The sequence below is a fragment of the Rhizomicrobium palustre genome, assembly GCF_011761565.1.
Taxonomy (GTDB): Bacteria; Pseudomonadota; Alphaproteobacteria; order Micropepsales; family Micropepsaceae; genus Rhizomicrobium; species Rhizomicrobium palustre.
This window is the reverse complement of sequence record NZ_JAASRM010000001.1, coordinates 273,002-296,275: the sequence shown is the minus strand read 5'-3', so window position 1 is coordinate 296,275 and position 23,274 is coordinate 273,002. Positions and strand designations below refer to the sequence as shown.

General features: G+C 56.3%; 20 protein-coding genes. 14 read left to right on the top strand and 6 right to left on the bottom strand.

The window, feature by feature from the left end:
• Positions 1–274: 274 nt before the first annotated feature.
• From FHS83_RS01205 to FHS83_RS01190, 4 genes are read right to left on the bottom strand one after another with little or no spacing between them, the layout of a single operon-like run.
• Complete coding sequence (locus FHS83_RS01205) at positions 275–1,603, bottom strand: HAD-IIIA family hydrolase (protein WP_167080049.1); 1,329 nt, start codon at positions 1,601–1,603, stop codon at positions 275–277.
• Complete coding sequence (locus FHS83_RS01200) at positions 1,600–2,574, bottom strand: NAD-dependent epimerase/dehydratase family protein (protein WP_208414170.1); 975 nt, start codon at positions 2,572–2,574, stop codon at positions 1,600–1,602. Before FHS83_RS01200 ends, FHS83_RS01205 begins: the two co-directional genes overlap by 4 nt.
• A gap of 20 nt (positions 2,575–2,594) precedes the next feature.
• On the bottom strand, positions 2,595–3,677 hold the full coding sequence (locus FHS83_RS01195) for a glycosyltransferase family 4 protein (RefSeq protein ID WP_167080047.1): 1,083 nt from the start codon (positions 3,675–3,677) through the stop codon (positions 2,595–2,597).
• 9 nt (positions 3,678–3,686) lie between these two features.
• Positions 3,687–4,160, bottom strand: coding sequence for a hypothetical protein (locus tag FHS83_RS01190; protein ID WP_167080045.1), 474 nt, complete (start codon positions 4,158–4,160; stop codon positions 3,687–3,689).
• A 120-nt stretch (positions 4,161–4,280) separates the two neighbouring features.
• Between FHS83_RS01190 and FHS83_RS01185 the strand changes: the two genes are divergently transcribed.
• From FHS83_RS01185 to rfaE1, 4 genes are all read left to right on the top strand, one after another.
• Positions 4,281–4,952 (top strand): D-glycero-alpha-D-manno-heptose-1,7-bisphosphate 7-phosphatase, encoded by a 672-nt coding sequence (locus FHS83_RS01185; protein WP_167080043.1) that lies wholly within the window; start codon positions 4,281–4,283, stop codon positions 4,950–4,952.
• A 45-nt stretch (positions 4,953–4,997) separates the two neighbouring features.
• Complete coding sequence (locus tag FHS83_RS01180) at positions 4,998–6,242, top strand: glycosyltransferase family 4 protein (protein ID WP_167080041.1); 1,245 nt, start codon at positions 4,998–5,000, stop codon at positions 6,240–6,242.
• 95 nt (positions 6,243–6,337) lie between these two features.
• Entirely contained in the window at positions 6,338–6,919 is a 582-nt protein-coding gene (locus FHS83_RS01175; protein ID WP_167080039.1) for a D-sedoheptulose-7-phosphate isomerase, read from the top strand.
• Positions 6,920–6,944: 25 nt separating this feature from the next.
• Positions 6,945–8,420, top strand: coding sequence for a D-glycero-beta-D-manno-heptose-7-phosphate kinase (rfaE1, locus tag FHS83_RS01170; protein ID WP_167080037.1), 1,476 nt, complete (start codon positions 6,945–6,947; stop codon positions 8,418–8,420).
• Here rfaE1 and FHS83_RS01165 read toward each other — a convergent pair.
• A complete protein-coding gene (locus FHS83_RS01165) occupies positions 8,406–9,500 on the bottom strand; it encodes a glycosyltransferase family 9 protein (RefSeq protein WP_167080035.1) in 1,095 nt (364 codons plus the stop codon). The genes rfaE1 and FHS83_RS01165 overlap by 15 nt on opposite strands.
• A gap of 188 nt (positions 9,501–9,688) precedes the next feature.
• Between FHS83_RS01165 and FHS83_RS01160 the strand changes: the two genes are divergently transcribed.
• The 10 genes from FHS83_RS01160 (at position 9,689) to FHS83_RS01115 (ending at position 21,833) form a co-directional block, all read left to right on the top strand.
• Positions 9,689–10,660 (top strand): NAD-dependent epimerase/dehydratase family protein, encoded by a 972-nt coding sequence (locus FHS83_RS01160; RefSeq protein WP_167080033.1) that lies wholly within the window; start codon positions 9,689–9,691, stop codon positions 10,658–10,660.
• 112 nt (positions 10,661–10,772) lie between these two features.
• On the top strand, positions 10,773–12,314 hold the full coding sequence (locus FHS83_RS01155) for an N-acetylneuraminate synthase family protein (RefSeq protein WP_208414169.1): 1,542 nt from the start codon (positions 10,773–10,775) through the stop codon (positions 12,312–12,314).
• Between the two features lie 122 nt (positions 12,315–12,436).
• On the top strand, positions 12,437–14,299 hold the full coding sequence (locus FHS83_RS01150; RefSeq protein WP_167080031.1) for a thiamine pyrophosphate-binding protein: 1,863 nt from the start codon (positions 12,437–12,439) through the stop codon (positions 14,297–14,299).
• 75 nt (positions 14,300–14,374) lie between these two features.
• Positions 14,375–15,517, top strand: coding sequence for an FkbM family methyltransferase (locus tag FHS83_RS01145; RefSeq protein WP_167080029.1), 1,143 nt, complete (start codon positions 14,375–14,377; stop codon positions 15,515–15,517).
• A gap of 37 nt (positions 15,518–15,554) precedes the next feature.
• Entirely contained in the window at positions 15,555–16,214 is a 660-nt protein-coding gene (locus tag FHS83_RS01140; protein ID WP_167080027.1) for an HAD family hydrolase, read from the top strand.
• Positions 16,215–16,452: 238 nt separating this feature from the next.
• The gene (rfbF, locus tag FHS83_RS01135) at positions 16,453–17,241 is read left to right on the top strand and encodes a glucose-1-phosphate cytidylyltransferase (RefSeq protein ID WP_167085177.1); all 789 of its coding nucleotides are present in this window, start codon (positions 16,453–16,455) and stop codon (positions 17,239–17,241) included.
• The gene (rfbG, locus tag FHS83_RS01130; protein WP_167080025.1) at positions 17,238–18,308 is read left to right on the top strand and encodes a CDP-glucose 4,6-dehydratase; all 1,071 of its coding nucleotides are present in this window, start codon (positions 17,238–17,240) and stop codon (positions 18,306–18,308) included. Before rfbF ends, rfbG begins: the two co-directional genes overlap by 4 nt.
• 87 nt (positions 18,309–18,395) lie before the next feature.
• Positions 18,396–19,367, top strand: a complete 972-nt coding sequence (locus FHS83_RS01125) for a class I SAM-dependent methyltransferase (RefSeq protein ID WP_167080023.1) — start codon at positions 18,396–18,398, stop codon at positions 19,365–19,367.
• A 78-nt stretch (positions 19,368–19,445) separates the two neighbouring features.
• The gene (gene rfbH, locus FHS83_RS01120; protein WP_167080021.1) at positions 19,446–20,786 is read left to right on the top strand and encodes a lipopolysaccharide biosynthesis protein RfbH; all 1,341 of its coding nucleotides are present in this window, start codon (positions 19,446–19,448) and stop codon (positions 20,784–20,786) included.
• Positions 20,787–20,825: 39 nt separating this feature from the next.
• The gene (locus FHS83_RS01115; protein WP_167080019.1) at positions 20,826–21,833 is read left to right on the top strand and encodes a glycosyltransferase family 2 protein; all 1,008 of its coding nucleotides are present in this window, start codon (positions 20,826–20,828) and stop codon (positions 21,831–21,833) included.
• A gap of 30 nt (positions 21,834–21,863) precedes the next feature.
• Here the strand turns inward: FHS83_RS01115 and FHS83_RS01110 are convergent, their stop codons facing one another.
• The gene (locus FHS83_RS01110; protein ID WP_167080017.1) at positions 21,864–23,225 is read right to left on the bottom strand and encodes a hypothetical protein; all 1,362 of its coding nucleotides are present in this window, start codon (positions 23,223–23,225) and stop codon (positions 21,864–21,866) included.
• Between the last annotated feature and the right edge of the window lie 49 nt (positions 23,226–23,274).

Below are 23,274 nucleotides of genomic sequence, written 5' to 3'. Positions count from 1 at the left end.
AAGTCCCCCTATAGATGTCCGATTTTGTCAGACATCAAGCCGATTTCCGCAAGCCGAATTATCCCATCTCGTCAAGGAGTTGTCCGCTTTCCAACTGCGTGGGAAACCGGTCTGTCGACCCTCCTTCTACATATTCCGAGCGGGTAGAGAATACAATCTGAATGTCGCCTGACGGCACCGGCAGATGGTACGTGGTTGCGTTATCATCCTGCGACTTGTCGTGTCATCCTGTTCCCTGCAACTGGGCAATCGCCCCATGCGTTGCTCGCCTTACCTAATCAGGTTGGCTCAGAATGAAATCGACGGCTTCGGCGAGTGTGGCGAAGCGATAGGTCGGCTCATCTGGATATTGCCCGTCTTGGCCGGCTTTACCAGTGCCAACTAGTATGGAGCGAATGCCAAGGGTATTCGCCGTACGAATGTCCACCGTCGTGTCGCCGATCATCCAGGATTGCGCCAGATTAATATTGAAATCCTGTTGTGCCTGCAGCAGCAGGCCTGGTTTTGGCTTGCGACATTCGCAGTCGAATTTCAAAGCCACGACTTCCCCTTCATATCCCTTGTGAGGGTGGTGTGGGCAATAATAGAGCGCGTCGAGATACGCGCCGTCATGGCCCAGCAATGTATCGAGCTTGGCATGGATGTGATCAAGCGTGGCCTCATCGCAATCGCCCCGCGCCAGCACCGGCTGGTTGGTGACGACAATCGCGCGAAATTCGCTTTCGTTTATTTTCTTGATGGCCGCAGGCACCCCGCTGATCATCTCGAAATCTTCAACCCTGGAGACGCGGTTGACTTCGACGTTCAGGGTGCCATCGCGATCCAGGAAAATCGCCTTTTGAGGATGGTTCAGGCTGGAGCGGGCGATACGGCCACTGCGCAGGTCCCGCAAAATCGTGGCATGACGCGCGGGCGTACCAATATCCTTGATATATTCTGGGCTGCGATATCCGAACAACGCCACGCCATCGGCCACCATGCGCGGAAAGAGATGCTTTGCGATATCGGGCTTCGGGCGTCCGTCCCAATTACGGTAAGGCGCGAGCGCGGCCTTGTTCACGACATAAAGCGCGGCATTGACGAGGTTGGCGAGATAACGCCCTTGCTCATGTGGGTAGGGATGGAACCTCTTGACGCGGCATTGGCCGTCAAGCTCCACCAGATCGGAATCTTCTGGATGGCTATTGGGATGAACCAACAGGGTCACGGCGGCGCCCTTGGCCTCGTGCCATGCGCTCAAGCGGCCCAGATCGACATTCAACATACAATCGCCATAGGCAACGATGGCGCGCTCTTTGAGCCGGTCAAAGCACGCCAGAAGCGCACCGGCGGTGCCCAGTGGATCTTCTTCGCTCTCGTCCTGATATGAAATATTCAGGCCGAATGCGCGACCGTCTCCAGCTACCTCGCGAATGGCGTCCGAGCGATAGCCTGTGAGAAGCAGGACATCCTCAATGCCTTGCGCACGCAGCAATTCGAACTGGTGCACAAGCAGCGGTTTTCCGTCGACATCCACCAGAGGTTTTGGAAGATCACCCGTGACGGATTTCAGGCGCGTACCCCGGCCGCCGGCTAAAATGACAGCCTGCTTTACCGTGCTCACGCGCTCTCCTGCCAAATCAGAGGAATGGCTGTGCGGATCGCTTCGGCGGAGCTGACTTTTGGTGTCCAACCCAATGTGTTCAACTTGCGGGTTGAGTAGACGAATTTCGGCACATCGCCGACCCAGCCCTTTTTGCTCTTCCCGTACTGGATGGCGGCGGAAGGAGAGGCTACGCGCACGGTCTCTTCGGCAATGAACTTCACCGTCACGCCGTCGTCGATCGGGCCGATGTTGTAGTAGTTGAGGGGGGAGGTAGCCTTGTCGCGGATAAAGAGCATGGCATCGACAAGTTCGTCCACCAACAGATAGGCCTTCTGCTGGGTGCCGTCGCCGAGAACCTCCAAACGGGCCGGATTGTCGCGCAGCCTGCGGGCAAAATCGTAAATCACGCCGTGGGTGGCATAACCGCCAATGACGTTGGGAAAGCGATAGAGCCAAGCCTGTGACAAGAAAGATTCGACGCCCGCCGAAATAGCCGCCTCAGAGGCGAGCTTCATCGCGCCATAGTTGGAAATAGGAAAAAGCGGTCCCAGATCCTCGTGCAGGGTCGTGTCCAATGCTCCGTAGACTGCCGAAGTCGAAGCAAAGGCGAGCTTTTTCATCCCCAGCTTGCGCATGGTCTGCAGGACATTGAAGGTCGTCATGAACGTGTCGCGCAGATCAATGCCAGCGTCGCTGACACCGGCGGGAATATCCGAATTGGCCGCCAAATGCCAAACCGTCGCCGAGGCAGGATCATCGCCAGCAAGGGCTTCACACATGGCACCCTCAAGAGCCGTGCCATCCGCGGCATCCACCCGGCGCATCGAGAAATTGGGGTTGTCTGCGAATTCGGCAATATTTCTGGCGTTGCCGCGGCAAAAATTATCCAGACCGGCGACCCGTAAATTACGGCCGAGCAATCTTTTGGTCAGGCAGCGCCCGATGAAGCCTGCCCCGCCGGTGATGATTTGAACCCCGTTTTCTGACACTTTGAATTCTCCACGCTGGTTCAGGCACAAATTTCGGCAAAATACGCGCCGGTCTCGGCGGCCACCTTGTTCCAGTCGAATTGGGCGGCTCTAGCGAGACCTTTCCGAGACAGGATTGCCCGCAGCTCGCTATCTTTCAGCACAGCAAGCAGTTTCGCGGCAATATCATCCTCGGACATGGGATCGCAATAAATTACGGCTTCACCCCCTACCTCCGGCAAAGAGGCGGCCGAGGAGGACAAAACAGGGCAGCCGCAAGCCATTGCTTCCACCACAGGCAAGCCAAAGCCCTCATACAGGGAGGGCATAACGAGTAAATCTGCGTTTGCCACGAATTTTCGCAAGGCAGGATCGTCCACCCTACCGGCGAACTCAATGCGCGCCCCAAGCTGTGTGGCTAAGGTGTCGACCTCTGTTGCCCCAGTCAGAAAGCCGCCACGCTGCCCAATAATCAACAGCTTCTGGGATATTTGGTCCTGGATACGGGCGAAAGCCTTCAGCAAGCGTGTGAGATTCTTACTCTGCTTGGCATTGCCGACGAACACGACATAACCGTCACTCTGCTGGGTCTTCTCGATCGGCGAATACCATTCTTCATCGACGCCTTCGGCAATGATGCGATATCCGGCTCGCGGCTCTCCGACCAGTTCTCGAAATTCACCTGCAGTGAATTTCGAGACAAAGATCAGTCCTGCCGTTTTCGTTTTAACCGCATGCATCAGCGTCTTCGCATACAGTCTTCGCGGCAGGCTGGCGGTGATTTCCGCCAAGCGCAGATGCGCCATGTCATGAACTGTGGCGGCCAACCTGCCGCGCCATGCCAGCGGAACGTTGTAATGCGGCACCCACAAAAGGTCGGCCTTTATGCGCGCCTTGGCCCACCACAATTGTTCGTGGATGCCGTAGATGGGAACAGTACAGGGATGGATTTTCACCTGTTCGCATTCGGCGAAGATTCCCAGTTTAGCTGGATCACCGACGAGATGAAATCTCCAATCCGGGTGGGTGGCCACAAGCCGGGTGAGCACATTGCGCAAATAGGTGCCAATGCCAGTGTGAGCGATCATGCGGGCGTCGACGGCCAAATGCAAAGCTGTGCTCATGATGAAATCTTATCGCGGCAGAGTGTTAGGTTGGGGAGGTAGCGCATCACGCTTATGCAGCAGCAGAGCGCTGACCCTTCCCCCCACCATATTCTCATACAAATGGCTCATGCCAAGTAGGGATATAGCGAATAGCGCATATTTCACAGGAACTTGGATGAAGAGTTGCGGGAGGGTCAATCCGTCGACCAGGAGGCCGGGAGGGGAAAATACGCCCCCTTTCATGATCACCCATTGGATAGTGCCGAGGCATACCAAAACAGAAATAAACACCAAAAAGGGGCGCAGCGCTGCAGCGCTTCCCGGTAATCGGCTGATGAGCATTACGGCGACCAACATCAGGCCCGTTTGCAGATAGAAGCCGTGGAATGGCCATTCATCCGTGAACTGCAAGAACAGGATCCAGAGGGCAAAAGTGGCGAGGCCAACGGTCCACGCTGGCGCCGGATTTTCCGCGTCGGCAGTACTGGAAAACGCTGGCAAGGGGGATTCGCCTTCTGATAGGTAGCGGCACGCGCCGTACTCTAGTGTGGAGCAGTTGTCGACACCAGACGCATAGATGGCCGTTCGGAAATACCTGGGTTTTGGAATTCGAGATGTATTATGGCTGAACGTGGCTTTGTCGAAGAGGGCGTATGGGTGTCGCTCGATGCCGCGCGCTTTAGCGCCGCCAGGCCGGCCTTGCTGCTGGACCGTGATGGTGTGCTGGTGGAGGAGGTCGGATATCTACGACGCCCCGAAGACGTGCGGCTTGCGGCTGGGGCCGTGGATATCCTGAAAATGGCCCGCACAAACGGCGTACCAAGCATAGTTTTGTCCAACCAGTCCGGCTTGGCACGCGGTTTGATGGATTGGGACGATTATTTCGATGTGGAAGCCGAAATCGCCCGCCAGCTCGCGCAGTCGGGTTGTAGCCTGGATGCCACATTTGTGGCGCCGTTTCATCCTGGATACACCCCTGGTTACTCCGAGCGGCACGCGAACTGGCGCAAGCCGGGTGCGGCGATGTATGTGCTCGCGGCTGAAAAGTTAAACCTCGATCTGGCCTCTTCATGGGCTATAGGTGACAAAGACAGTGATATGGAGGCGGCCCGGCAGGGAGGGCTGGCGGGGGCAATTCACCTGCTCACCGGCCATGGTGGGGAGCACCGCGCGCGGGCGCTAAAAGTCGCCACGCCGGAATTCCCGGTTCTTCCTGCAGATGATCTCGTTGAGGCTATGTCTCTGTTAAAGAAGAGTTTTCCTGCGTTATCCGGCGGCACATGGGGTGCTTGACAGGCCCAAGGCCGCAAACCGATCACTCGAACTGCTCGCGCGCACATGAAAATCATCGTCGTCAATGACTCGGTTTATCCCCTCACCATGGGGGGAAGTCATCGCTGTGTTTTCGAGCAGTGCCGTGAGCTGTCCGCGCTCGGTCACGATGTTGTTTGTGTGACGGCCAACGAGGCCGCCGTTGCGCGCGTGCAAGAGCCGGGTGGTTTTTATCTTTCGACCTACCGGCGCTCCGAAAACAGCCTTGCCAAGGCGCTAGGGTTTATCACCGAACCCGCCCGTATTATCGGCGCCATTCTGCGTGAAAAGGGCGGGGAGCCTGTCGCTTGCCTATCGGTACAGATGTTTCCGTCGCTTCTTGGATTGATCTGGAACGTGCCGAAACTCCCCCCATTTTACTATGTCTATCATGGCTCCTATGCGCGCGAGATGTGGACCCAGCTTTGGCCGAGGTTCAAGCGCAGCCTGAAAGTGTCCGATCTGCTTGGGGCGCTTTACGGGGCCATGATGATCCCCGTCGAACGCTGGGTGCTGGGACATGGTCGGTTTCCCGTCGTGGTATTGAGCAATTACACCCGCCGCCAGCTTATTGACGATCTGGGGGTAAAGGATGATCGCATTGTCGTGGTCCCAGGCGGTTGTGACACGCAGCATTTCAGCCATTCCGCCGAGGGGCGTGCGCGTATCCGCGCGCGGTTCGGTGTGGACGACGATACCAGTATGATCATTTCGGTGCGGCGGCTGGAAGAGCGCATGGGCTTGGACTGTTTGATTGAGGCTTATGCGGACCTGCGGCAGCGCTCGGAAAAAAAGGTTAAGCTTGTCATCGTGGGCAAAGGCAGCCAACGCGACTATCTCGAACGTTTCGCTTATGAACGTGGCTTATCGAGCAATGAGCTTGCGTTTGCAGGCTTCGTGCCTGATGCGGAATTACCGGATTTTTATTCCGCTGCCGATCTTTTCGTGATGCCCTCCTTAGCGGTGGAAGGATTTGGGCTACCGGTGATCGAGGCTATGTCCTGTGGCGTACCAGTTCTGGCCACCAGTGGCGGCGGTCATTCCGATCTTGTCGCTGCCATCGCGCCGCAATGCGTGGTGCCGCAGGCCACTGCGCGCGCCCTGGCGGACGCTCTGGTCGACATCTTCAGTGGCCGGACAAAATTGCCCGATCGCAGTGCCTGTGAGAGCTATGCGAGGCAATTTTCCTGGGGACGGTATTGCTCCGGTAATTTGGCCGTGATCGATCGGGTTCTGGCGCAGAAATCGCCGCCCGCACAGACGCGGGCCTGATGGTTGCGTTTGCAGGGGATGGGCGCGATGATATGCCATAGACAACAGGCGGATGCGTGGTTAGGGGGCGTCGTGAGCAAGCACAGGGGCAGAGCATGAAAGGGCTTGAGCTTAACGCAAACGCAGTGCGCGGCGCATTGGAGACAATTGCGGAGAATTTCCTCGCATTGCGCGAGCAGGCGGATCAGATTCGCGAGGCCGGAGACCTTCTGGTTGGGGTGCTCAAAGAGGGCAATAAGGTCCTTCTCATGGGCAATGGCGGGTCGGCTGCCGACGCCCAGCATATCGCCGCTGAACTCACCGGTCGCTACGTAAAGGAGCGTGTGGCGCTTCCGGGCATCGCCCTGACCGTGGATACCTCGGCTCTCACCGCGATTGGCAATGACTACGGCTATGAGCAGGTCTTTTCCCGCCAACTCGCCGCATTGGGCCGTCCGGGCGATGTCGCCATTTGCATCTCCACCAGCGGGAATAGCGCGAATGTCTTGCGGGCGATTGATGTTGCCAAAACCGTTGGTATCCGCACGATCGGATTAACGGGCGCGGCGGGGGGCAAAATGAAAACCGCCTGTGATCTTTGCATTTGCGTGCCGTCCGCTGTCACCAACAACATCCAGGAAATGCACATCGCGGTGGGCCATTTATGGTGCGCCATGATCGATGAGGCATTCGACTGAACGCAACTTTTTGAGTATCCGGCCCATGCTGCCTTCCAATGATCTTCTGCGGGGAGCCATCGAAGCGTTCTCGCGCTGCCCTATCGTCGTTGTCGGCGATGTGATGCTTGATCGCTTTATTTATGGCTCGGTTGACCGCATTTCTCCGGAAGCTCCTGTGCCAGTGCTGCGCCAGTCGCGGGTGGTGACGACGCCTGGCGGTGCGGGCAATGTGTTGTGGAATATTCGGGCGCTAGGCGGGCAGGCTGATCTTGTCGGGCCCGTTGGCAGCGACGCCAATGGTGCGGAGCTCAGCCATCTTTTGAAGCTGGATGAGGGCCTGCCCAAGGTTTCCGGTTGGCCGACCATCGTGAAGACGCGCTTCATCGCCGGCGATCAGCAAATGCTGCGCGTCGATGAAGAGAAAAGCTTTTGCCATTTGGCCGCCAGCCGGGAGCAGTTCGGCGATGCGCTGCGCCACGCTCTCGCCAACGCCAAGATTCTGATCCTTTCCGACTACGGCAAAGGATTTCTGGATGCGGAATTCTGCGGCATGGCCCTGGTGATGGCCAAAGAGGCAGGTGCCTTCGTGATCGTGGACCCGAAAGGGCGCGATTATGCGCGTTACAGCGGGGCGGGGATCATCACGCCCAATCGCAAGGAACTGGCCGAGGCCAGCGGCATGCCGGTTGGCGATGATGCGCAAATCGAGCTGGCCGCGCGCAGTCTGATCGCCCGTTTTGGGTTTGGTGCGGTTTTGGTGACACGAAGCGAGGAAGGGATGAGCCTTATCCCGGCTGAAGGGACCCCTGCGCATCTTCCCGCCAAAGCGCGTGAAGTTTTCGATGTATCGGGGGCGGGGGATACAGTGGTGGCGACGTTGGCGCTCGGTCTTGCCGCCGGGTTGCCGCCGCTCGGGGCGGTCCACTTATCGAACGTTGCTGCCGGGATCGTGGTGGAAAAAGTGGGCACGGCCGTCGTCCATCCCGAGGAACTTCTGCACGCCTTGCATGACGTGGATTCCACATCGGCTACAGCCAAGGTTTTGTCGACAAGCATGGCGGCGGACCGCGTGAAGAAATGGCGTGCGCAGGGCCTGAAAGTGGGCTTTGCGAATGGCTGTTTCGATCTTTTGCACACCGGCCATGTACGCCTGATCGAATTTGCCCGCAGCCAATGCGATCGCCTGGTGATGGGTCTCAACTCTGACGATTCGGTGCGCCGTTTGAAGGGCCCTGACCGGCCGGTGCAGGGCGAAGGCGTGCGTGCGACGGTGCTTGCCTCGCTTGCCAATGTCGATGCGGTAGTGGCCTTCGACGAAGATACGCCCTTCGAACTGATCAAGGCCCTGGAGCCCGATGTGCTGGTCAAAGGCGCGGACTATACGGTCGATAAGGTCGTTGGAGCCGATATCGTCCTGGCGCGCGGCGGCAGGGTTGCCTTATGCGATCTAGTAGATGGCGTAAGTACCACGAAGACGATTGGCCGCATCAACGCCCAGAAGGCTTCAGGGAGAGGCTAGGAGGCGCAGAAGAGCGTTTTCGACGTCCTCAACGCTGATCTCGGCCATCGTATCGGGCGGGTTTTCCGGGTATTCGTTGCCAAGGTTGAGGTAGCCGCCACCCGGCCCAGGCCCCAAAACAATGGCGCGATCGCTCACCGGCCCCCAGCGCAGCGGATTTGTCGGGCCATGCAGCGCTACCAGCGGCACGCCCACCGCAGCGGCCATGTGCATCAAGCCGGTATTGACCGAAACCACCGCTTTGACATCGCCCAGGACTGCCAGTGAATCACGCAAGGAGGAACGCCCAGCGATGGTCCGCGCGTGCTCCGGATCGATGGCGTTGACGAGCTCTGTCGAGGCCACGGCGTCTGCAGGGCCGCCTGTGATCACAATGTCGTAGCCTCTGGACACCAGGGCTTTGCCTAGTGAAATCCAGCGCTCCCTGGCCCATTCGCGCAATTCGCAGCGCACGCCCGCAGCCCAGGGGTGAAAAGCGATCCACTGGCGCTCGGGCGTCAGAAGAGGCGGATTGGCCGGTGGATTAAGGCTCGGGCGTCCATTCGTTTCGGCGCCGAGCGGGGCGATCAGGGCTAGGAAATTGTCGAGCTCGTGGCGGGTGGCCAGATGGGGCGGGGCCGCATCGAAGGCAAAATGGCGTGCCTGCCCCTCTGTGCGAAATCCGACGGTGAAACGTGCCTTTGAGGCGTAGGTTAAAATCGCACTCAGTCGAGCCCACTGGCCGCAATCAATGGCAATATCGAGCTGCAACTCGCGCAATAACTTGATGGCTTTGCTTGGCTGGACGACCGGAATAGTCACTACGGAATCGAAATCTGAAAGTTCCGCGATGCCGCGATTGGCAGATGTGGTGACAGCGATGATCGAGGCATTGGGGAAGCGGCGCCGCAACGGCGCGATCAGGGCTGTGGCAATCACGGTGTCGCCGATGGCCGCCAGGACCATGATGGCAATGGAACGCACCGAGGCGGGATCTGGCACGCTGCGCTTGCGCCGCAATAAACTTACCACCTTCAAAAGCGGCGGGCCTGCGTACCGATCCACCACGCGTAAGCGCTTTTGACCTCGATTGTCGGACACGGAATTTCCCCCTTCGCCCCTTGAACCCGTCATAGTAAGAACGGCCCCCAGCAGCAAGCCCGCATGTTCTGCGCTCCTCTGTGACAGTTCTGGTGCGCGCCGATGGCAAGAAAGCCCTTGGCCCGGTTTTGTTTGACACCAAAGATAGGTCTTTGTAGGAAACGCGACGCTGTAAATGAGGGGGCTTTATGTTTTCGCCGGTATTGGCGCGCCAATTACAGCAGAGCAACTTGCGGTTTGTGATTACGGGTGGCGGCAGCTGGCTTGGCCAGGCGTCTCTGTTGGTGCTCGAGAACGCGTTCGGAGATCAGCTCCCGGACCGGGTAGCTGTCTTTGGCAGCCAGGCGCGTAGCCTGTCCCTTTCCTCTGGGCGGATTATCGAGAGCGCTGCACTGTCCAGCATCGAGAACCTTCCGCAGGGAGAATATATTTTCCTGCACTACGCTTTCATCACAAAGGGACATGTCGGCGAGCATTCGCTTCAGGAATTTGTTCGTCTCAACGCAGAGATCGCGGACCTCACCGAGGGGGCTGCCCGGCGTGTTGGAGCGCGGGGCTTGTTCCTTCCCTCATCCGGTGCCGTTTATCGCAAGGAGGGCGGGGTGCACACCGTCCTTGCCGAGAACCCTTACGGTTTTATGAAGCTGGAGGACGAGGCAAGGTTTCGCACAATGTGCAAAGAGATCGGTTGCGCATTGATGCCGATCAGAGTGTTCAATGTGGCCGGGCCTTGCGTTAATAACGTTCCCGCTTTCGCCTTGAGTTCGATTATCTCGGATATTTTAAAGGATAAACCAGTTACACTGCGCGCAATTGCGCCAGTTTACCGCTCATATGTCCATATCGTCGATCTTATCGAGATGGTTCTTTCTGGGCTGATGTCGGATAGTTGGGGTGTTCCCGCTGTGTTTGATACTGCGGGGGAAGAAGTTGTAGAGGTTGGTGTATTGGCAAGGCGCATCACGGATGCGATGGGGCTTTCGGGGTATCCGATCGAGCGGCCGGAGATGAAAGCGGAACCGATCGATTACTATGTTGGCGACCGTGCGGCATTTGTCCGACATGCGGATTCGCTTGGGATCGCTTTAAAGCCTCTGCAGTGCGCTATCCTCGATACGGTGTCAGACTTGAAGCAGCGCTTTGCGCAGAACCGGATTTAAGCTGGTAACGATCCCATGTCGCGGGAAGTGGTTTTCGCCGCCGATCTGGTTGTGGTTCTAGTTTGATCTAGTGTATCATCAGTTTAATACTTGATAATCCACGGAGAACCAGATGTTGCATGAGGCGAAGGCCCCGGTAGGCGTGGCGGAGTCACAGATTCCAGATTGGCTGTTCATCTTCGAAATGGCGAACAATCATATGGGAGATGTTGAGCACGGTATTCGTATTATTCGTGAATTCGCCGATGTCGCGAAGGACTTCCCTGAATTCAAGTTCTCCTTCAAGCTGCAGTATCGCGATATCAAAACCTTCGTGCATCCGGATTATCAGGACCGTTTTGATCTTAAGTTCGTCAAACGGTTTTCGGAAACAAACCTCTCTCAAGAGCAGCGCTCTGCTCTGCTCGGTGCCATCAAGCAGTATGGCTTCATTTCGATGTGTACGCCGTTCGATGAGAAGTCGGTCGATGACATCGTTGCTGATGGCTACGACATCTTGAAGATTCCGAGCTGTGCGTTCACCGACTGGCCGCTGTTGGAAAAGATTGGTCAGACCAATCTGCCGATCGTTGTTTCTTGCGCCGGTGCCAATCTGGAAGGTCTTGATAACGTCGTCGCTTTCCTGAAGCACCGCAAGAAGGACTTCGTCCTGATGCATTGCGTCGGCGAATATCCGACCACGAATGAAAAGCTGCAGCTCGGCCAAATCGAATTCTTGAAGCAGCGTTATCCCGGCGTGCGCATCGGCTTCTCGACGCATGAAGATCCTAACGAATTGCTTCCGGTGTCGCTCGCGATCACGAAGGGCGCGCAGGTATTCGAAAAGCACGTTGGTGTTCCGACCGATACTATCAAGCTCAACGGCTATTCTGCCAATCCGCAGCAGGCTCGCGCTTGGCTGGAGGCGGCACGTCAGGCACGCATCATCAATGGCGCTCTCACCGAGCGTTCTAGGGCCACTGACGGCGAACGGGCTACGTTGGGAGATCTGGCTCGCGGTGTGTTTGTAAAGCGTGACGTCAAAGCTGGTGAAAAGCTCACCAACGAAGATGTGTTCTTCGCTATTCCGACCCAGAAGGGGCATATCACTGCCCACGATTGGTCAAAGTACACCCATTTCTACGCCACGACCGATCTCAAGGCGAAAGAGCCGGTGCTGCAGGATAATTCACGTCGCGTGGAAGTGCGTGAGAAGGTATATTCCATCGTGCAACGGGTCAAATCCCTGTTGAACCGCGCCGCTATCCCGGTGCCGGGCGAGGTCGACTTGGAGATCTCGCACCATTATGGGCTCGACAAGTTCGACGAACACGGCATCACTGTTATCACCGTCGTGAATCGGGCCTATTGCAAGCGCCTGATCGTTGTGCTCCCGGGCCAAACCCATCCCGAGCAATGGCACAAGGTCAAGGAAGAGAGCTTCCATGTGCTATATGGTGATCTGACTGTGACGCTGAACGGCCAGGCTGAAGAGGTCCAGGTCGGCGAAGTTGTCACTGTGGAGCGCGAGGTGCGACATGGTTTCACCTCTAAGGGTGGCGCTGTGATTGAGGAAATCTCCTCCAACTATGCTAAAGAAGACACCTTCTATACCGATCCAGCCATCGGCAAGTACGAGGGTCGCAAGACCTTCCTGACCCACTGGCTGGGGTAGTGGTATTTATGGGGCAATGACAGTGCAATTGCCTCTATCCTCCACTGCGGTTATGAATTGTCGGGGTAATGAGCGCGCGAGGGCAGTGCCTTCGCGCGCATCGCTTTAGCAAAGAGCAGGAAATGTCGGATCGTAAGAGGGTCGCGGACTACGTATTTGATTTTGTGACCAAACAGGGCGTGGACGCTGTCTTTTTGGTTCCTGGCGGCGGCGCGATGTTTCTGGTCGATGCCTTGGGGCAGAACCCCGACATCGAGTTTGTCGCTCATCACCATGAGCAGGCTGCGGCCGTTGCCGCCGAAGCCTATGCGCGCACGCGAGGCGGTCTTGGCGTAGCTCTGGTGACCACTGGGCCGGGCGGTACGAACGCCGTAACGGCAGTCGCAGGATCTTGGATTGAATCTATTCCGCTGATGATCATTTCCGGGCAGGCTAAGCGCGCCGATCTTGTGGGCGGCCGCGGTGTGCGCCAGATGGGGGTGCAGGAAGTTGACATCGTCTCTGTAGTCAAGCCTATCACCAAGTACTCGGTAATGGTCATGGACCCGGCGGATATTCGCTACGAGCTCGAAAAGGCGGCACACATCGCTTTGTCGGGCCGTAAAGGTCCGGTTTGGGTCGACATCCCTCTCGATGTCCAAGCCACCTTGGTAGATTACGATAGTCTGCGTGGATATGAGGCGTCAGTCACGGTTAAACCGGACTATGTTGGCGACGCCGCCGATGTCATCGGCCTGCTCAATAAAGCCGAGCGTCCGATCGTCCTTGCAGGGCATGGTGTGCGGCTCGCCGGCGCCGAAAGGGAATTTCGTGAGTTCTACGAGGCGCTCGGCGTTCCGGTGCTGACGACTTGGAATGCGATGGACCTTATCCCGTCTAACCACCCGCTTGCCGTCGGCAAGCCTGGCGTGGTGGCGCTGCGCGGGCCGAATTTTGCTGTCCAGAATTCCGATCTTATTCTTGTGCTCGGCGCGCGGCTGGAAAATCTCACCACAGCCTATAACCCTGAGAAGTTCGGGCGACACGCGGCAAAAATCTTCGTGGATATCGACCCTAACGAACTCAAGAAGTTCTCCCCGGCGATGAACATCGCTAAGGGGGTGACCGCGGATGCGAAGGATTTCCTGAAGGCGTTGTTGGCGCAAAAAGGAAAGGTTGGCGGTGTAGATCGGTCCGCCTGGGTGAAGCGTTGCCAGGATTGGAAGGCGCGTTATCCGATTAACGACGGCAAGCCATTCCCGCAATCAGGCCCCATCTCTTCCTATCATCTCACCAAGGTGTTGATGGACGAGTTCCCGGAAGACATTCTGGTCTCTACCGGCACTTCTGGGCTATCCATCGAGGTTTTCTACACCGGTTTTTCCAATAAACCAGGGCAGCGGATTTTCATCAATACCGGTCTTGGGGCGATGGGGTACGGTCTCCCGACCATGATTGGCTGCGGTATCGCCAACGGCCGCAAACCCTATGTCGCCGTCGAGAGCGATGGCAGCTTCATGATGAACCTGCAGGAATTGGCGACTCTGAAAAACCTTGATTTGCCGATCAAGATCTTCCTCTTCGACAATCACGGTTACGCATCTATTCGCAACACGCAGCGCAACTACTTCAAAGGACGCTATGTGGCGACTGGACCGGAGGGGAATCTGGGGCTTCCCGATTTCGTGACCGTGGCCCGAGCACACGGCATTGATGCCATACGTATCGAAGATGCTGCCGAACTGACTGACGGTGTCCGTTATGCGCTTGCCCATAAGGGGCCATTGATCGTCGATGTGCGAATCATCACTGACGAATCCCTTTGGCCGAAATCGATGGCGCTGCCGCAGGCGGATGGCACCATGCGGTCCATGCCGCTGGAGGACATGTCGCCGCTTTTGCCGCGCGATGAGTTCAAGGCGAACATGATTGTACCGCTGGATCCGGCATCCGAAAATTTGCCCCCGCAGCTAATTGAACAATCGAAGAATGCAGCCAAAGCCTGATATGGCGCATTCAGCTCGATTGACTAGGGGTGGCCAAGGTCGAGTTCATAGTCGTCGATCATTTTGGAGGGGCTAATGGATACGCTTGAACAGCTTTTTGCTGAAGGTCGTGATGCGGCCGTGAGACGTGCCCAGACTGAATTTGATCGCCTGAGCGGCCCGCTCGGTTCGCGCATCGTGCTTTGCGGTGCTGGTGGTCTTGGCCGTCGCACATTGGCGGGGCTTCGTAAGGCCGGAATCGAGCCTATCGCATTTTGCGATGGCAACGCGAAGCTATGGGGCAATACCGTTGAAGGTGTTCCTGTCTACTCCGCCGAAGAGGGCGCGAAGACTTTTGGCGATAATGCTGTGTTTGTTTTCACGATGTGGAAATCGACACCGGCTGACAAACTAAGTGACCGGATCGAGCGCTATCGCGCTCTTGGCTGTAGGGTTGTCTTGCCGTTGGGGTCGCTCTACTGGAAATTTTCGGAAACGCTTCTGCCCTATTTCCCGGCTGACCTACCGCAGTATGTGCATGATGAAGCAAGCCAAGTCCTTGCGGCTGACAAGCTATGGGCTGATGATCGATCGCGTGCGGAATACCTTGCCCAAGTTCGCTGGCGCCTATTTATGGATTTCGATATGGGGGACCGCGAGGCACAACCCATATATTTCCCAAAAGATATCTATAAGCTTCGGTCTGACGAGGTGTTTGTGGATTGCGGCGCGTATGACGGAGATTCTGTACAGGCCTTCCTGTCGGAAACCGGCGGTAAATTCGGTGCGATCTATGCGTTTGAGCCGGATCCGACCAATTTTGCGCGCTTGAATGATAGCGTCAAACCTATAGCCGATTCTGGTCGGGTGTTTACTTATCAGGCCTGCGTCGGCCGGGAAAAAGGTATCGTCAAATTTTCGTCGTTCGGCAACGACAACTCGGTCACCGGCGTGGGTGATACGACCTTGCCTTGCATTGCACTTGACGATGTGCTCGGCGGGGAAGCCGTCTCACTAGTCAAAATGGATATCGAAGGATACGAGCCAGAAGCTATTGCGGGGTTGGAGAAGACGATTAAACGGTGCCGGCCAAAGCTGGCGATATCGGCCTATCATATCCAGAACCATCTCTGGAGGATTCCGTTGCAAATCAACGCCATCGCGTCGGACTACCGCTTTTATCTCCGTGCGCACGAGCGGGACTTCTTCGATATGATTTGCTATGCCGTACCAGCATAGATGACCCGAATTGATAGGTAGTGCGCCGGTGAGTGGTTTGTCTTCGCTGAGCGGTGCGGCCGTTCTATTTGATCTCGACGGCACATTGGTAGATAGCGCACCGTCTTTAACACGGGCGTTAAACCAAATGGCGCGCGAGCGCGGCGTGCCGGAAGTGGCCGTTACGGAGGTGCGCAAATGGGTGAGCCTTGGCGGCGAGAATATGCTGCGTGGGACATTTGGCGAGGACATCGCTAATTTGGAGCAGGAACTCGATACGCTGCGAGAGATACTGCGAGGGCAGAAGGCTGACCCGTCCGATTTGTTTCCTGGTGTTATTGATGCCTTGAAGACCCTGAAAGAAAATGGTCTCTATACGGCTATCTGTACCAATAAACGTGAGAATATTGCGGTTCCGCTGGCCTCGGGTTTGGGGATCGCGCCCCATCTTGATGCAATTGTCGGCGGAGCTGTTGGGCGGCTGCTGAAGCCCGATCCGTCCATCGTTGAACTTACGATGTCCCGACTTCCGGTAAAGCCGGACCGCGCCGCTTTTGTTGGCGATAGCGAAGTTGATGCTGAAACCGCTGCTGCCACGGGCTTACCTTTTATTCTGGTGAACTTCGGTTACCCACTGGGTGAGATCGAGGATATTCCTCGTGGAGCCATGATTGAGCATTTTGATGAGCTGTGTCCGGCTATTTGTAAGCTGCTGTGATACTGCGGAACGCTTGACTCGTGTGCTCAGGTTCTCGGAGGGGCTGTCCTGCTCGAGGCAGAGCTGGTTCCGAGTGGGGGCGATTTTCCGCCCTTTCCGGCCTTTCTGCGCTGGTCTGCGCCGAACCGCGCGCCCGTAACTAACGCATAACGTTTGGCAAAATCACTCCCATAGAGTATTGGTGGCAGTAGAATTGCCTATACTTGTAAATTGCCTCGTTAAGTATTTGGGGGGGATGATGAAAGCGGTTATTCTTGCTGGCGGACTGGGGTCTCGCCTGAGCGAGGAAACAGAGAGTAAGCCGAAGCCAATGGTTGAAGTCGGGGGGCGCCCGATACTTTGGCACATCATGAAGATCTATTCGTATTATGGGATCAACGACTTTGTCGTGTGCCTTGGGTATAAGGGCGCGAAGATCAAAGAATACTTTTTCCACTACAGGATGCAGTTTTCCGATCTGACCTTCGACATGGCCAGGGACGAGATCGTCGTTCACTCTTCAAAAGCTGAGCCTTGGCGCGTGACGTTGGTTGAGACTGGCGAAGGTTCGATGACGGGTGGGCGGCTAAGGCGCGTTCGCGAATACGTGAAGGACGAAGAGGCCTTCTGTTTCACTTATGGCGATGGGGTCTCGGATGTTCCAGTCGACAAGCTCGTCGCGTTCCATAAATCCCATGGCAAGCTCGCAACCGTAACTGCGGTCCGCCCTCTGGCTCGTTTCGGTGCTCTGGTTTACGGAGCAGATGGCGTTGTTCATCGCTTTGAAGAGAAGCCTGTCACCGAGGGTGGGTACATCAATGGTGGCTTTTTTGTGCTGTCGCCCAAAGTTATTGATTACATTGCTGACGATCTGACTGTGTGGGAGCGTGATCCCATGGAGAAACTTGTCAGTGAGCGGCAGATGGCTGCTTTCGAACACGGCGGTTTCTGGCAGGCGATGGATACTTTGCGTGACAAGCAACATCTGGAATCGCTCTGGGCCTCTGGCGAGGCGCCCTGGAGGGTTTGGGGCGAGAAATCCCGATGAACCCTTCATTCTGGGCCGGTAAGCGCGTATTCCTCACTGGCCATACAGGTTTCAAAGGTGGATGGCTGGCGCTTTGGCTTCAGCGCATGGGCGCGGAGGTTCATGGCTATTCGCTTGAGCCGCCTACCACGCCGAATCTCTTTTCCATCGCGCAGGTGGGAAAGGCCATGTCGCATCAGATCGGCGATATTCGCGATCTCGCGGCTATGTCTGCCGCGTTGAAGGCTTTCGCGCCGGATGTCGTTTTTCATCTCGCGGCCCAACCGATTGTGCGCGAATCCTATGCCATCCCGGTCGAAACCTACGAGACCAATGTGATGGGCACTGTGAACCTTCTGGAGGCCGTGCGCGGCACGCCTTCGGTGCGCGCCACCGTGATCATCACATCGGATAAATGCTACGAGAACCGCGAGGTAATCTGGCCTTATCGTGAATACGATGCGATGGGCGGCCATGATCCCTATTCCTCCAGCAAAGGTGCTGCGGAAATCGTCACGGCCGCCTATGGGCGTTCTTATTTCTCGCCGGAAATGGGCAAGGGCTCGGTCTCCTCGGTGCGCGCGGGTAATGTCATCGGTGGCGGTGATTGGGCCAAGGATCGCCTGATGGCCGATCTCATGCGCGGGCTGATGGCCGGTGAGGATGTGATCATCCGCCGTCCCCATTCTGTGCGCCCCTGGCAACATGTTTTAGAGCCGCTCTCCGGCTATCTCGAAGTCGCGGAGCATCTTTGCGTGGCCGGTCCGCTCGCATGGGAAGGCTGGAATTTCGGGCCGGAGGAAGACAGTAACCGCACGGTGGCGCAGTTCGCCGAATTGACCTGTCAATTGTGGGGCAATCCGGGTGCGCTGAAAATTCAGCCTGATCCCAACGCCGTGCATGAAGCGGGACTTTTGAAGCTCGATTCCACCAAGGCCAAGGTGCATTTGCACTGGCGCCCGCGATGGGATTTCGAGGCGTGTATTGCTCGCACGGTGGAGTGGTATCGCGCCTTTAAAGATGGCGCGGATATGCGTGAAGTAACTTTGCAGCAGATCGCGGCCTATGAGCGGGGGCATTCGAAGTAGTAGCTGAAGGGATATCCCCGATTAGGACACACTGCACAACTTGATCAGGATTATGGCGGATTTGAACTCACATATCTGAGGTAAGCTATGACCAACAGCCACTCAATGGTGTGTCGTGTCTGCGGGAACAAGGATGTTCAAGCGCTACCACTCGGGGCCTATGCGCCGTTCTTTCGTCTGAGGGTCAATATCCGGAATGACAAGTATTTGCTCTATTCTAGAGCACCGCTGCTCGGTGGACCCGAAATTTCCGTTTTCTCCAAAGTGTTAAAGCGGCTGGGAAAAATCTTTGGTTCTGCCAAGGACGATAGGCCCTGGACATTTAGGACGCTACTTGAATACTGCGATGCCTGTCAGAGTGTTCTCCCTGCTCACGAGTGGCCATTTGAGGACTTGCGAGGCTTGTATCACGATTACCGCTCCGCAACATATAATCGTGACCGCATTTCGGTGGAGCCATCTTACGCCGCGATTGTTAAAGATGTTGGCAACCACCCCTCAGAAATTGTCAATCGTAATTCATCTGTCGAAGCTTTCTTGCGTAAGAACGTCGACTATTTGGCAGGCACTTCGATGTTAGATTTCGGAGGCAGTGATGGGCGTTTTCTGCCTCCTATCATTTACGAGCGATACAGCAGCCTCCATATCTTTGACCCGTCTGAGGCCCCACTTCACCCTTCCATAGATCGCACGCTGGTTTCGAAAGTTTCCTCCGTCAAGGATAATGCGTACGATTTTGTTGCTTGTATGCATGTGCTGGAACACGTCGGTAATCCGAGGGCTTTTTTGGCTGACGCGTTTACCTCCCTGCGGACCGGAGGTCTCATGTATGTTGAAATTCCAGTTGATCTAACCGACGAATGGCTTCATGCATTTGAAGCTCGGTTGATAGACAATCCGCTATTGTTGCATGAACACCTGAATATGTTTGGGATGAAAAGTGTGCCGGTCTTGGCGAAATCTCTCGGGGCAGAGATGATAGATGCGGCGTCGGATGTCGTAGATTTTGGCTGGGCTAAGGCGCGGATCGGCAGATTTTTGGTTCGGAAGTTGAACTGATCTGTGAGCTCTTAGTCCGGCTGAGAAAATCAGCTTGTAGTATTTTGCCACGAGTATAGCCCGCGATGGGAGCATGAAATGAGTGATTCATCTGCAACGCCCAAAAGCGAGGCCGAGCTTCTGCGTGAGCAGATTCTGGAACTGACCGAGCGTTATGCCAAGCTTGCCCATGCTCCCAAGGAATTCGTGCCTGGCCAGTCGCCGGTGCTTGTGTCGGGAAAAGTCTATGGCGCTGAAGAGATGCGCACTTTGGTCGATTCTGCACTCGATTTCTGGCTGACTACCGGCCGCTTCAATGATGCTTTCGAAGCCAAGCTTGCCGCTTTCCTCGGGCGCCGGTTTGCCCTGACCGTGAATTCTGGATCCTCCGCCAATCTTGTGGCGTTGAGCGGTCTGACGTCTCCCATGGTCGGCAAGAAGCATTTGAAGCCAGGCGACGAAGTCATCACCTGCGCCACGGGCTTTCCCACCACCGTCAACCCGTCAATTCAGCACGGTCTGGTGCCGGTGTTCGTCGATGTCGACATTCCGACCTACAACATCAAGTCGGAAATGATCGAGGCCGCGATTTCGGAAAAGACCCGCGCGATCATGGTAGCCCATACGCTGGGCAACCCCTTCGATCTCGATACAGTTATGGCGGTCGCCAAGAAACACGATCTTTGGGTGATCGAGGATTGTTGCGACGCGCTTGGCGCGACCTATAACGATAAGCTGGTCGGCACCTTCGGTCATGTCGGTACATTGAGCTTCTATCCCGCCCATCACATCACCATGGGGGAGGGCGGTGCCGTCTTTACGCATGATGGCATCATCAAGCGGGCGCTGGAATCGATGCGCGATTGGGGCCGCGATTGCTATTGCGCCCCGGGCAAGGACGACACCTGCAAGAAGCGCTATCAGTGGACGCTGGGTGATCTGCCGAAAGGCTATGACCACAAATATACCTATTCCAATATCGGCTATAATCTGAAGATCACAGACATGCAGGCTGCTGTCGGTCTTTCCCAGATGGATCGCCTGGAAGGGTTCATTGCGGCACGTCGGGCCAACTTTGCTTATCTCACCGAAGTGCTGAAGCCGTTCGAGGACTTCCTCATCCTGCCGCAAGCGACGCCGAAATCGAATCCGTCCTGGTTTGGTTATCCCATCACGGTGCGCGATGGCGCGCCCTTCACGCGCGACGAGCTGGTGCAGTACCTCAATCTGAACAAAGTTCACACCAGGCTGCTGTTCGGCGGCAATCTCTTGCGCCAGCCCTACATGAAGGGACGAAATTATCGCGTGGTGGGTGATCTCACCAATTCCGACAAGGTGACGACGTCAACCTTCTGGGTCGGCGTCTTCCCGGCGCTGGGTAAAGCGCATATCGATTATGTGGCCGAGCAGATCGGTACTTTGGTTGGGAACAAGGCCTAGTGTTTGTTGCTTAATCGTTTGTTCGCCCCGGGGGCGTAGATGTTATCCATTTGTATTCCGACCTATAGGCGCAAGGACACGCTGCGGGAGTTGCTCGCGAGTTTGGCGGGCGAAGACCTGTCGGAGGTGGAGATTTGTATTTCCGACAACGCCTCCAATGACGGCACGCGAGAACTGGTTGCGGAATGGGGCCCCAAGTTAGGACGCGTTGTTTTCCATGAGTGGCCGGAAAATGTCGGATACGATCGCAACCTGCTGAAAGTCGTTGAAATAGCGACGCAGGACTATTGCTGGCTCTTCGGGAGCGACGATCTCATTGCTCCAGGGGGCATTGCGCGCATACTTGCTGATCTACATGCGACCAAGCCAACGGGAATGCTGGTCGGTTATCTCGGGTTCAAGACGTCGGTCCCGGTCGTTCCAGACCATCTGCAGACCACTGGGAGTGCTGCGAAGGAATTGCGGGGCAAGCCGTTGTTCCGCGCTAGCCCGGATTTCGGATTTCTCTCGCGTCAGATATTCCGGCGTGATTGCGTTGAGAACGCTCTTGCTGATGGCAAATGGGAAAGCTGCATCGGCGGCGGCTATATCCACTTTTACCTCGTAGTTAAAATCGCGTTCGGCCAGTCGGAGCCGGTGTGGTATCGCGACGATCGTCCGATGTTTTTCTATCGCAGTGCAAGTTTCGGCGACCAAGTAGCGTATTTCGGCTCCGTCCATCGGCGGCTGATGAACGAGATTCATGAGGTTAACCGCGTCTTTTCCTTGGCGTGTTCACAGAATATAGCCAAGGAAGTGCTGACACGCGGGGCTTGGCGTGACTTGTCTCGGAATTTGGCAATGTGGAAGCTTTCCCAGCCAACTGCTGAGACTGCCCGGGAGATGCGTGCCGCAATGCGGCAAATACCCTTAAAGTCAGCGTTGGACTATTACTGCCTCGTAGCAATTACATTCATTCCCTCGGCAGGAATCCGGGCTGCGCGTGCTGTTGTGCGGTTTGCACTCAATCTGAAATCTCAATGGACGGGGGTTCCCCGGCCTGCATGATGAGCAGTTATGGGAGGGATGCTCAGCTTATTAGGCTCGGGGCAGTCGCTTCACATGGCGTAGTGAATAAATATGTAGTGGTATGGAAATGAGCGCCAGCACGGCGAAGTAACCGTATGCCATAGCTGATGCATCCATTTTGTAGGCCGTAAACAGAGTCACAGATGTAACGCAGACTGCGGTGATCATGTTGGCCCAGACGAATGGATCCTGTTTCTGGGTGCGCGCATAGATCTGCATCGAAGTTGCTATCGCTCCAATAACCGGAACGCCCATGATGGCCATCATGGGCCCCATGGGCAGTAGGCGGTCCAGGAATGCGGGCCAGACAAATTTCAGAACTATCATCGCCACCAATACGGCCAGTGCGCCCGCCGCGCTGAGCCCGGCTGCGGCAAGCGCGCTATGACGCAAGAGGCGCAGAAATCCCGGATAATCGCTTGCGGCCATGGCGCTGAGCTTGGCGCTTTTAGCGCTAACCAAGCCGATACTTAGGGTGTAAAGGGCGCCGCTGATCTTGAGCGCCATGCCCATTTGTCCGGCTTCGATAGGACCTCTCAAGGCGAACAGTATCGGCACAAAGGCCATGTTGATGAAATATCCGCTCAGCCAAGTCAGCGCTATGCGCCATTGCAGCGGCAGGATTTCGTCCCTCCAGCTTACAGCGGACGTGTCGCTGGAGACGGATTTTAGAAGGCCAAAGAGCGCGCTGCGATAGGAGTAGAGCCATACGCCAAGCACCGTCACCGTGGCGATTTCTGAGATCACAATGGACCAGAGGCGGGAATGGAGGAGCAGCGCGAGCAGCAGCGCCAGTGAACCTGCAGCTCCGCTCATAAACTGAGCGCGTTTTACTTCCTTAATGCGTCCAGTGCCCTCTAGGAAGGCGGCGGTCCCATCCTGAAAGATGTTCACCGAGAACAGTAGAACCACGAAGATGAAGGGTACCAAGTAAGTCGCAGGCGGAAGAGCAGTTTTACTCGACAAGAGCAGGCATCCGATTGGAGCGACCACGACAAAAAAGGCGACCGCCATTACTCCGTACCAAGCTGCAATCTTGCGATAGACGGCCCCTATCCAGCTTAGGATATCGGGGGTGCCCGTAAGCTGCTTCATTTTACCCCAGCTTATTTCTGCACCCCGGTGGCCGACGATGAAGATCACGACGCCGCCCAAGCCGAGTTCGAAGAAAACGATCAGGCTAAGGATGCTGAAAATCGTATAAAAATAGCCTTGCTCTATAGGGGACAGGAAGGCCGCCACGATCGCTAGGGTCAATGGCGACATGACAATTCCAAATAGGCGCGTAGCAATGAACCAAGCCGTGGCCGGGTCGAGCACGGAGAGTGCCGCTTTGCTAATCCGCTGAAAACTCAACGCGGGCATCGACATAAGAAGCTTTAACCTTTGTTTCCGTGGAGCCGCAGGCATGGCGGCACGC

Excerpts from the sequence above, each read along its gene's own strand:
- FHS83_RS01195 (WP_167080047.1), bottom strand. The coding sequence starts at position 3,677 with ATGAGCACAGCTTTGCATTTGGCCGTCGACGCCCGCATGATCGCTCAC.
- FHS83_RS01185 (WP_167080043.1), top strand. The coding sequence starts at position 4,281 with ATGGCTGAACGTGGCTTTGTCGAAGAGGGCGTATGGGTGTCGCTCGAT.
- FHS83_RS01180 (WP_167080041.1), top strand. The coding sequence starts at position 4,998 with ATGAAAATCATCGTCGTCAATGACTCGGTTTATCCCCTCACCATGGGG.
- FHS83_RS01175 (WP_167080039.1), top strand. The coding sequence starts at position 6,338 with ATGAAAGGGCTTGAGCTTAACGCAAACGCAGTGCGCGGCGCATTGGAG.
- rfaE1 (WP_167080037.1), top strand. The coding sequence starts at position 6,945 with ATGCTGCCTTCCAATGATCTTCTGCGGGGAGCCATCGAAGCGTTCTCG.
- FHS83_RS01160 (WP_167080033.1), top strand. The coding sequence starts at position 9,689 with ATGTTTTCGCCGGTATTGGCGCGCCAATTACAGCAGAGCAACTTGCGG.
- FHS83_RS01155 (WP_208414169.1), top strand. The coding sequence starts at position 10,773 with ATGTTGCATGAGGCGAAGGCCCCGGTAGGCGTGGCGGAGTCACAGATT.
- FHS83_RS01150 (WP_167080031.1), top strand. The coding sequence starts at position 12,437 with ATGTCGGATCGTAAGAGGGTCGCGGACTACGTATTTGATTTTGTGACC.
- FHS83_RS01145 (WP_167080029.1), top strand. The coding sequence starts at position 14,375 with ATGGATACGCTTGAACAGCTTTTTGCTGAAGGTCGTGATGCGGCCGTG.
- rfbF (WP_167085177.1), top strand. The coding sequence starts at position 16,453 with ATGAAAGCGGTTATTCTTGCTGGCGGACTGGGGTCTCGCCTGAGCGAG.
- rfbG (WP_167080025.1), top strand. The coding sequence starts at position 17,238 with ATGAACCCTTCATTCTGGGCCGGTAAGCGCGTATTCCTCACTGGCCAT.
- FHS83_RS01125 (WP_167080023.1), top strand. The coding sequence starts at position 18,396 with ATGACCAACAGCCACTCAATGGTGTGTCGTGTCTGCGGGAACAAGGAT.
- rfbH (WP_167080021.1), top strand. The coding sequence starts at position 19,446 with ATGAGTGATTCATCTGCAACGCCCAAAAGCGAGGCCGAGCTTCTGCGT.
- FHS83_RS01115 (WP_167080019.1), top strand. The coding sequence starts at position 20,826 with ATGTTATCCATTTGTATTCCGACCTATAGGCGCAAGGACACGCTGCGG.
- FHS83_RS01110 (WP_167080017.1), bottom strand. The coding sequence starts at position 23,225 with ATGTCGATGCCCGCGTTGAGTTTTCAGCGGATTAGCAAAGCGGCACTC.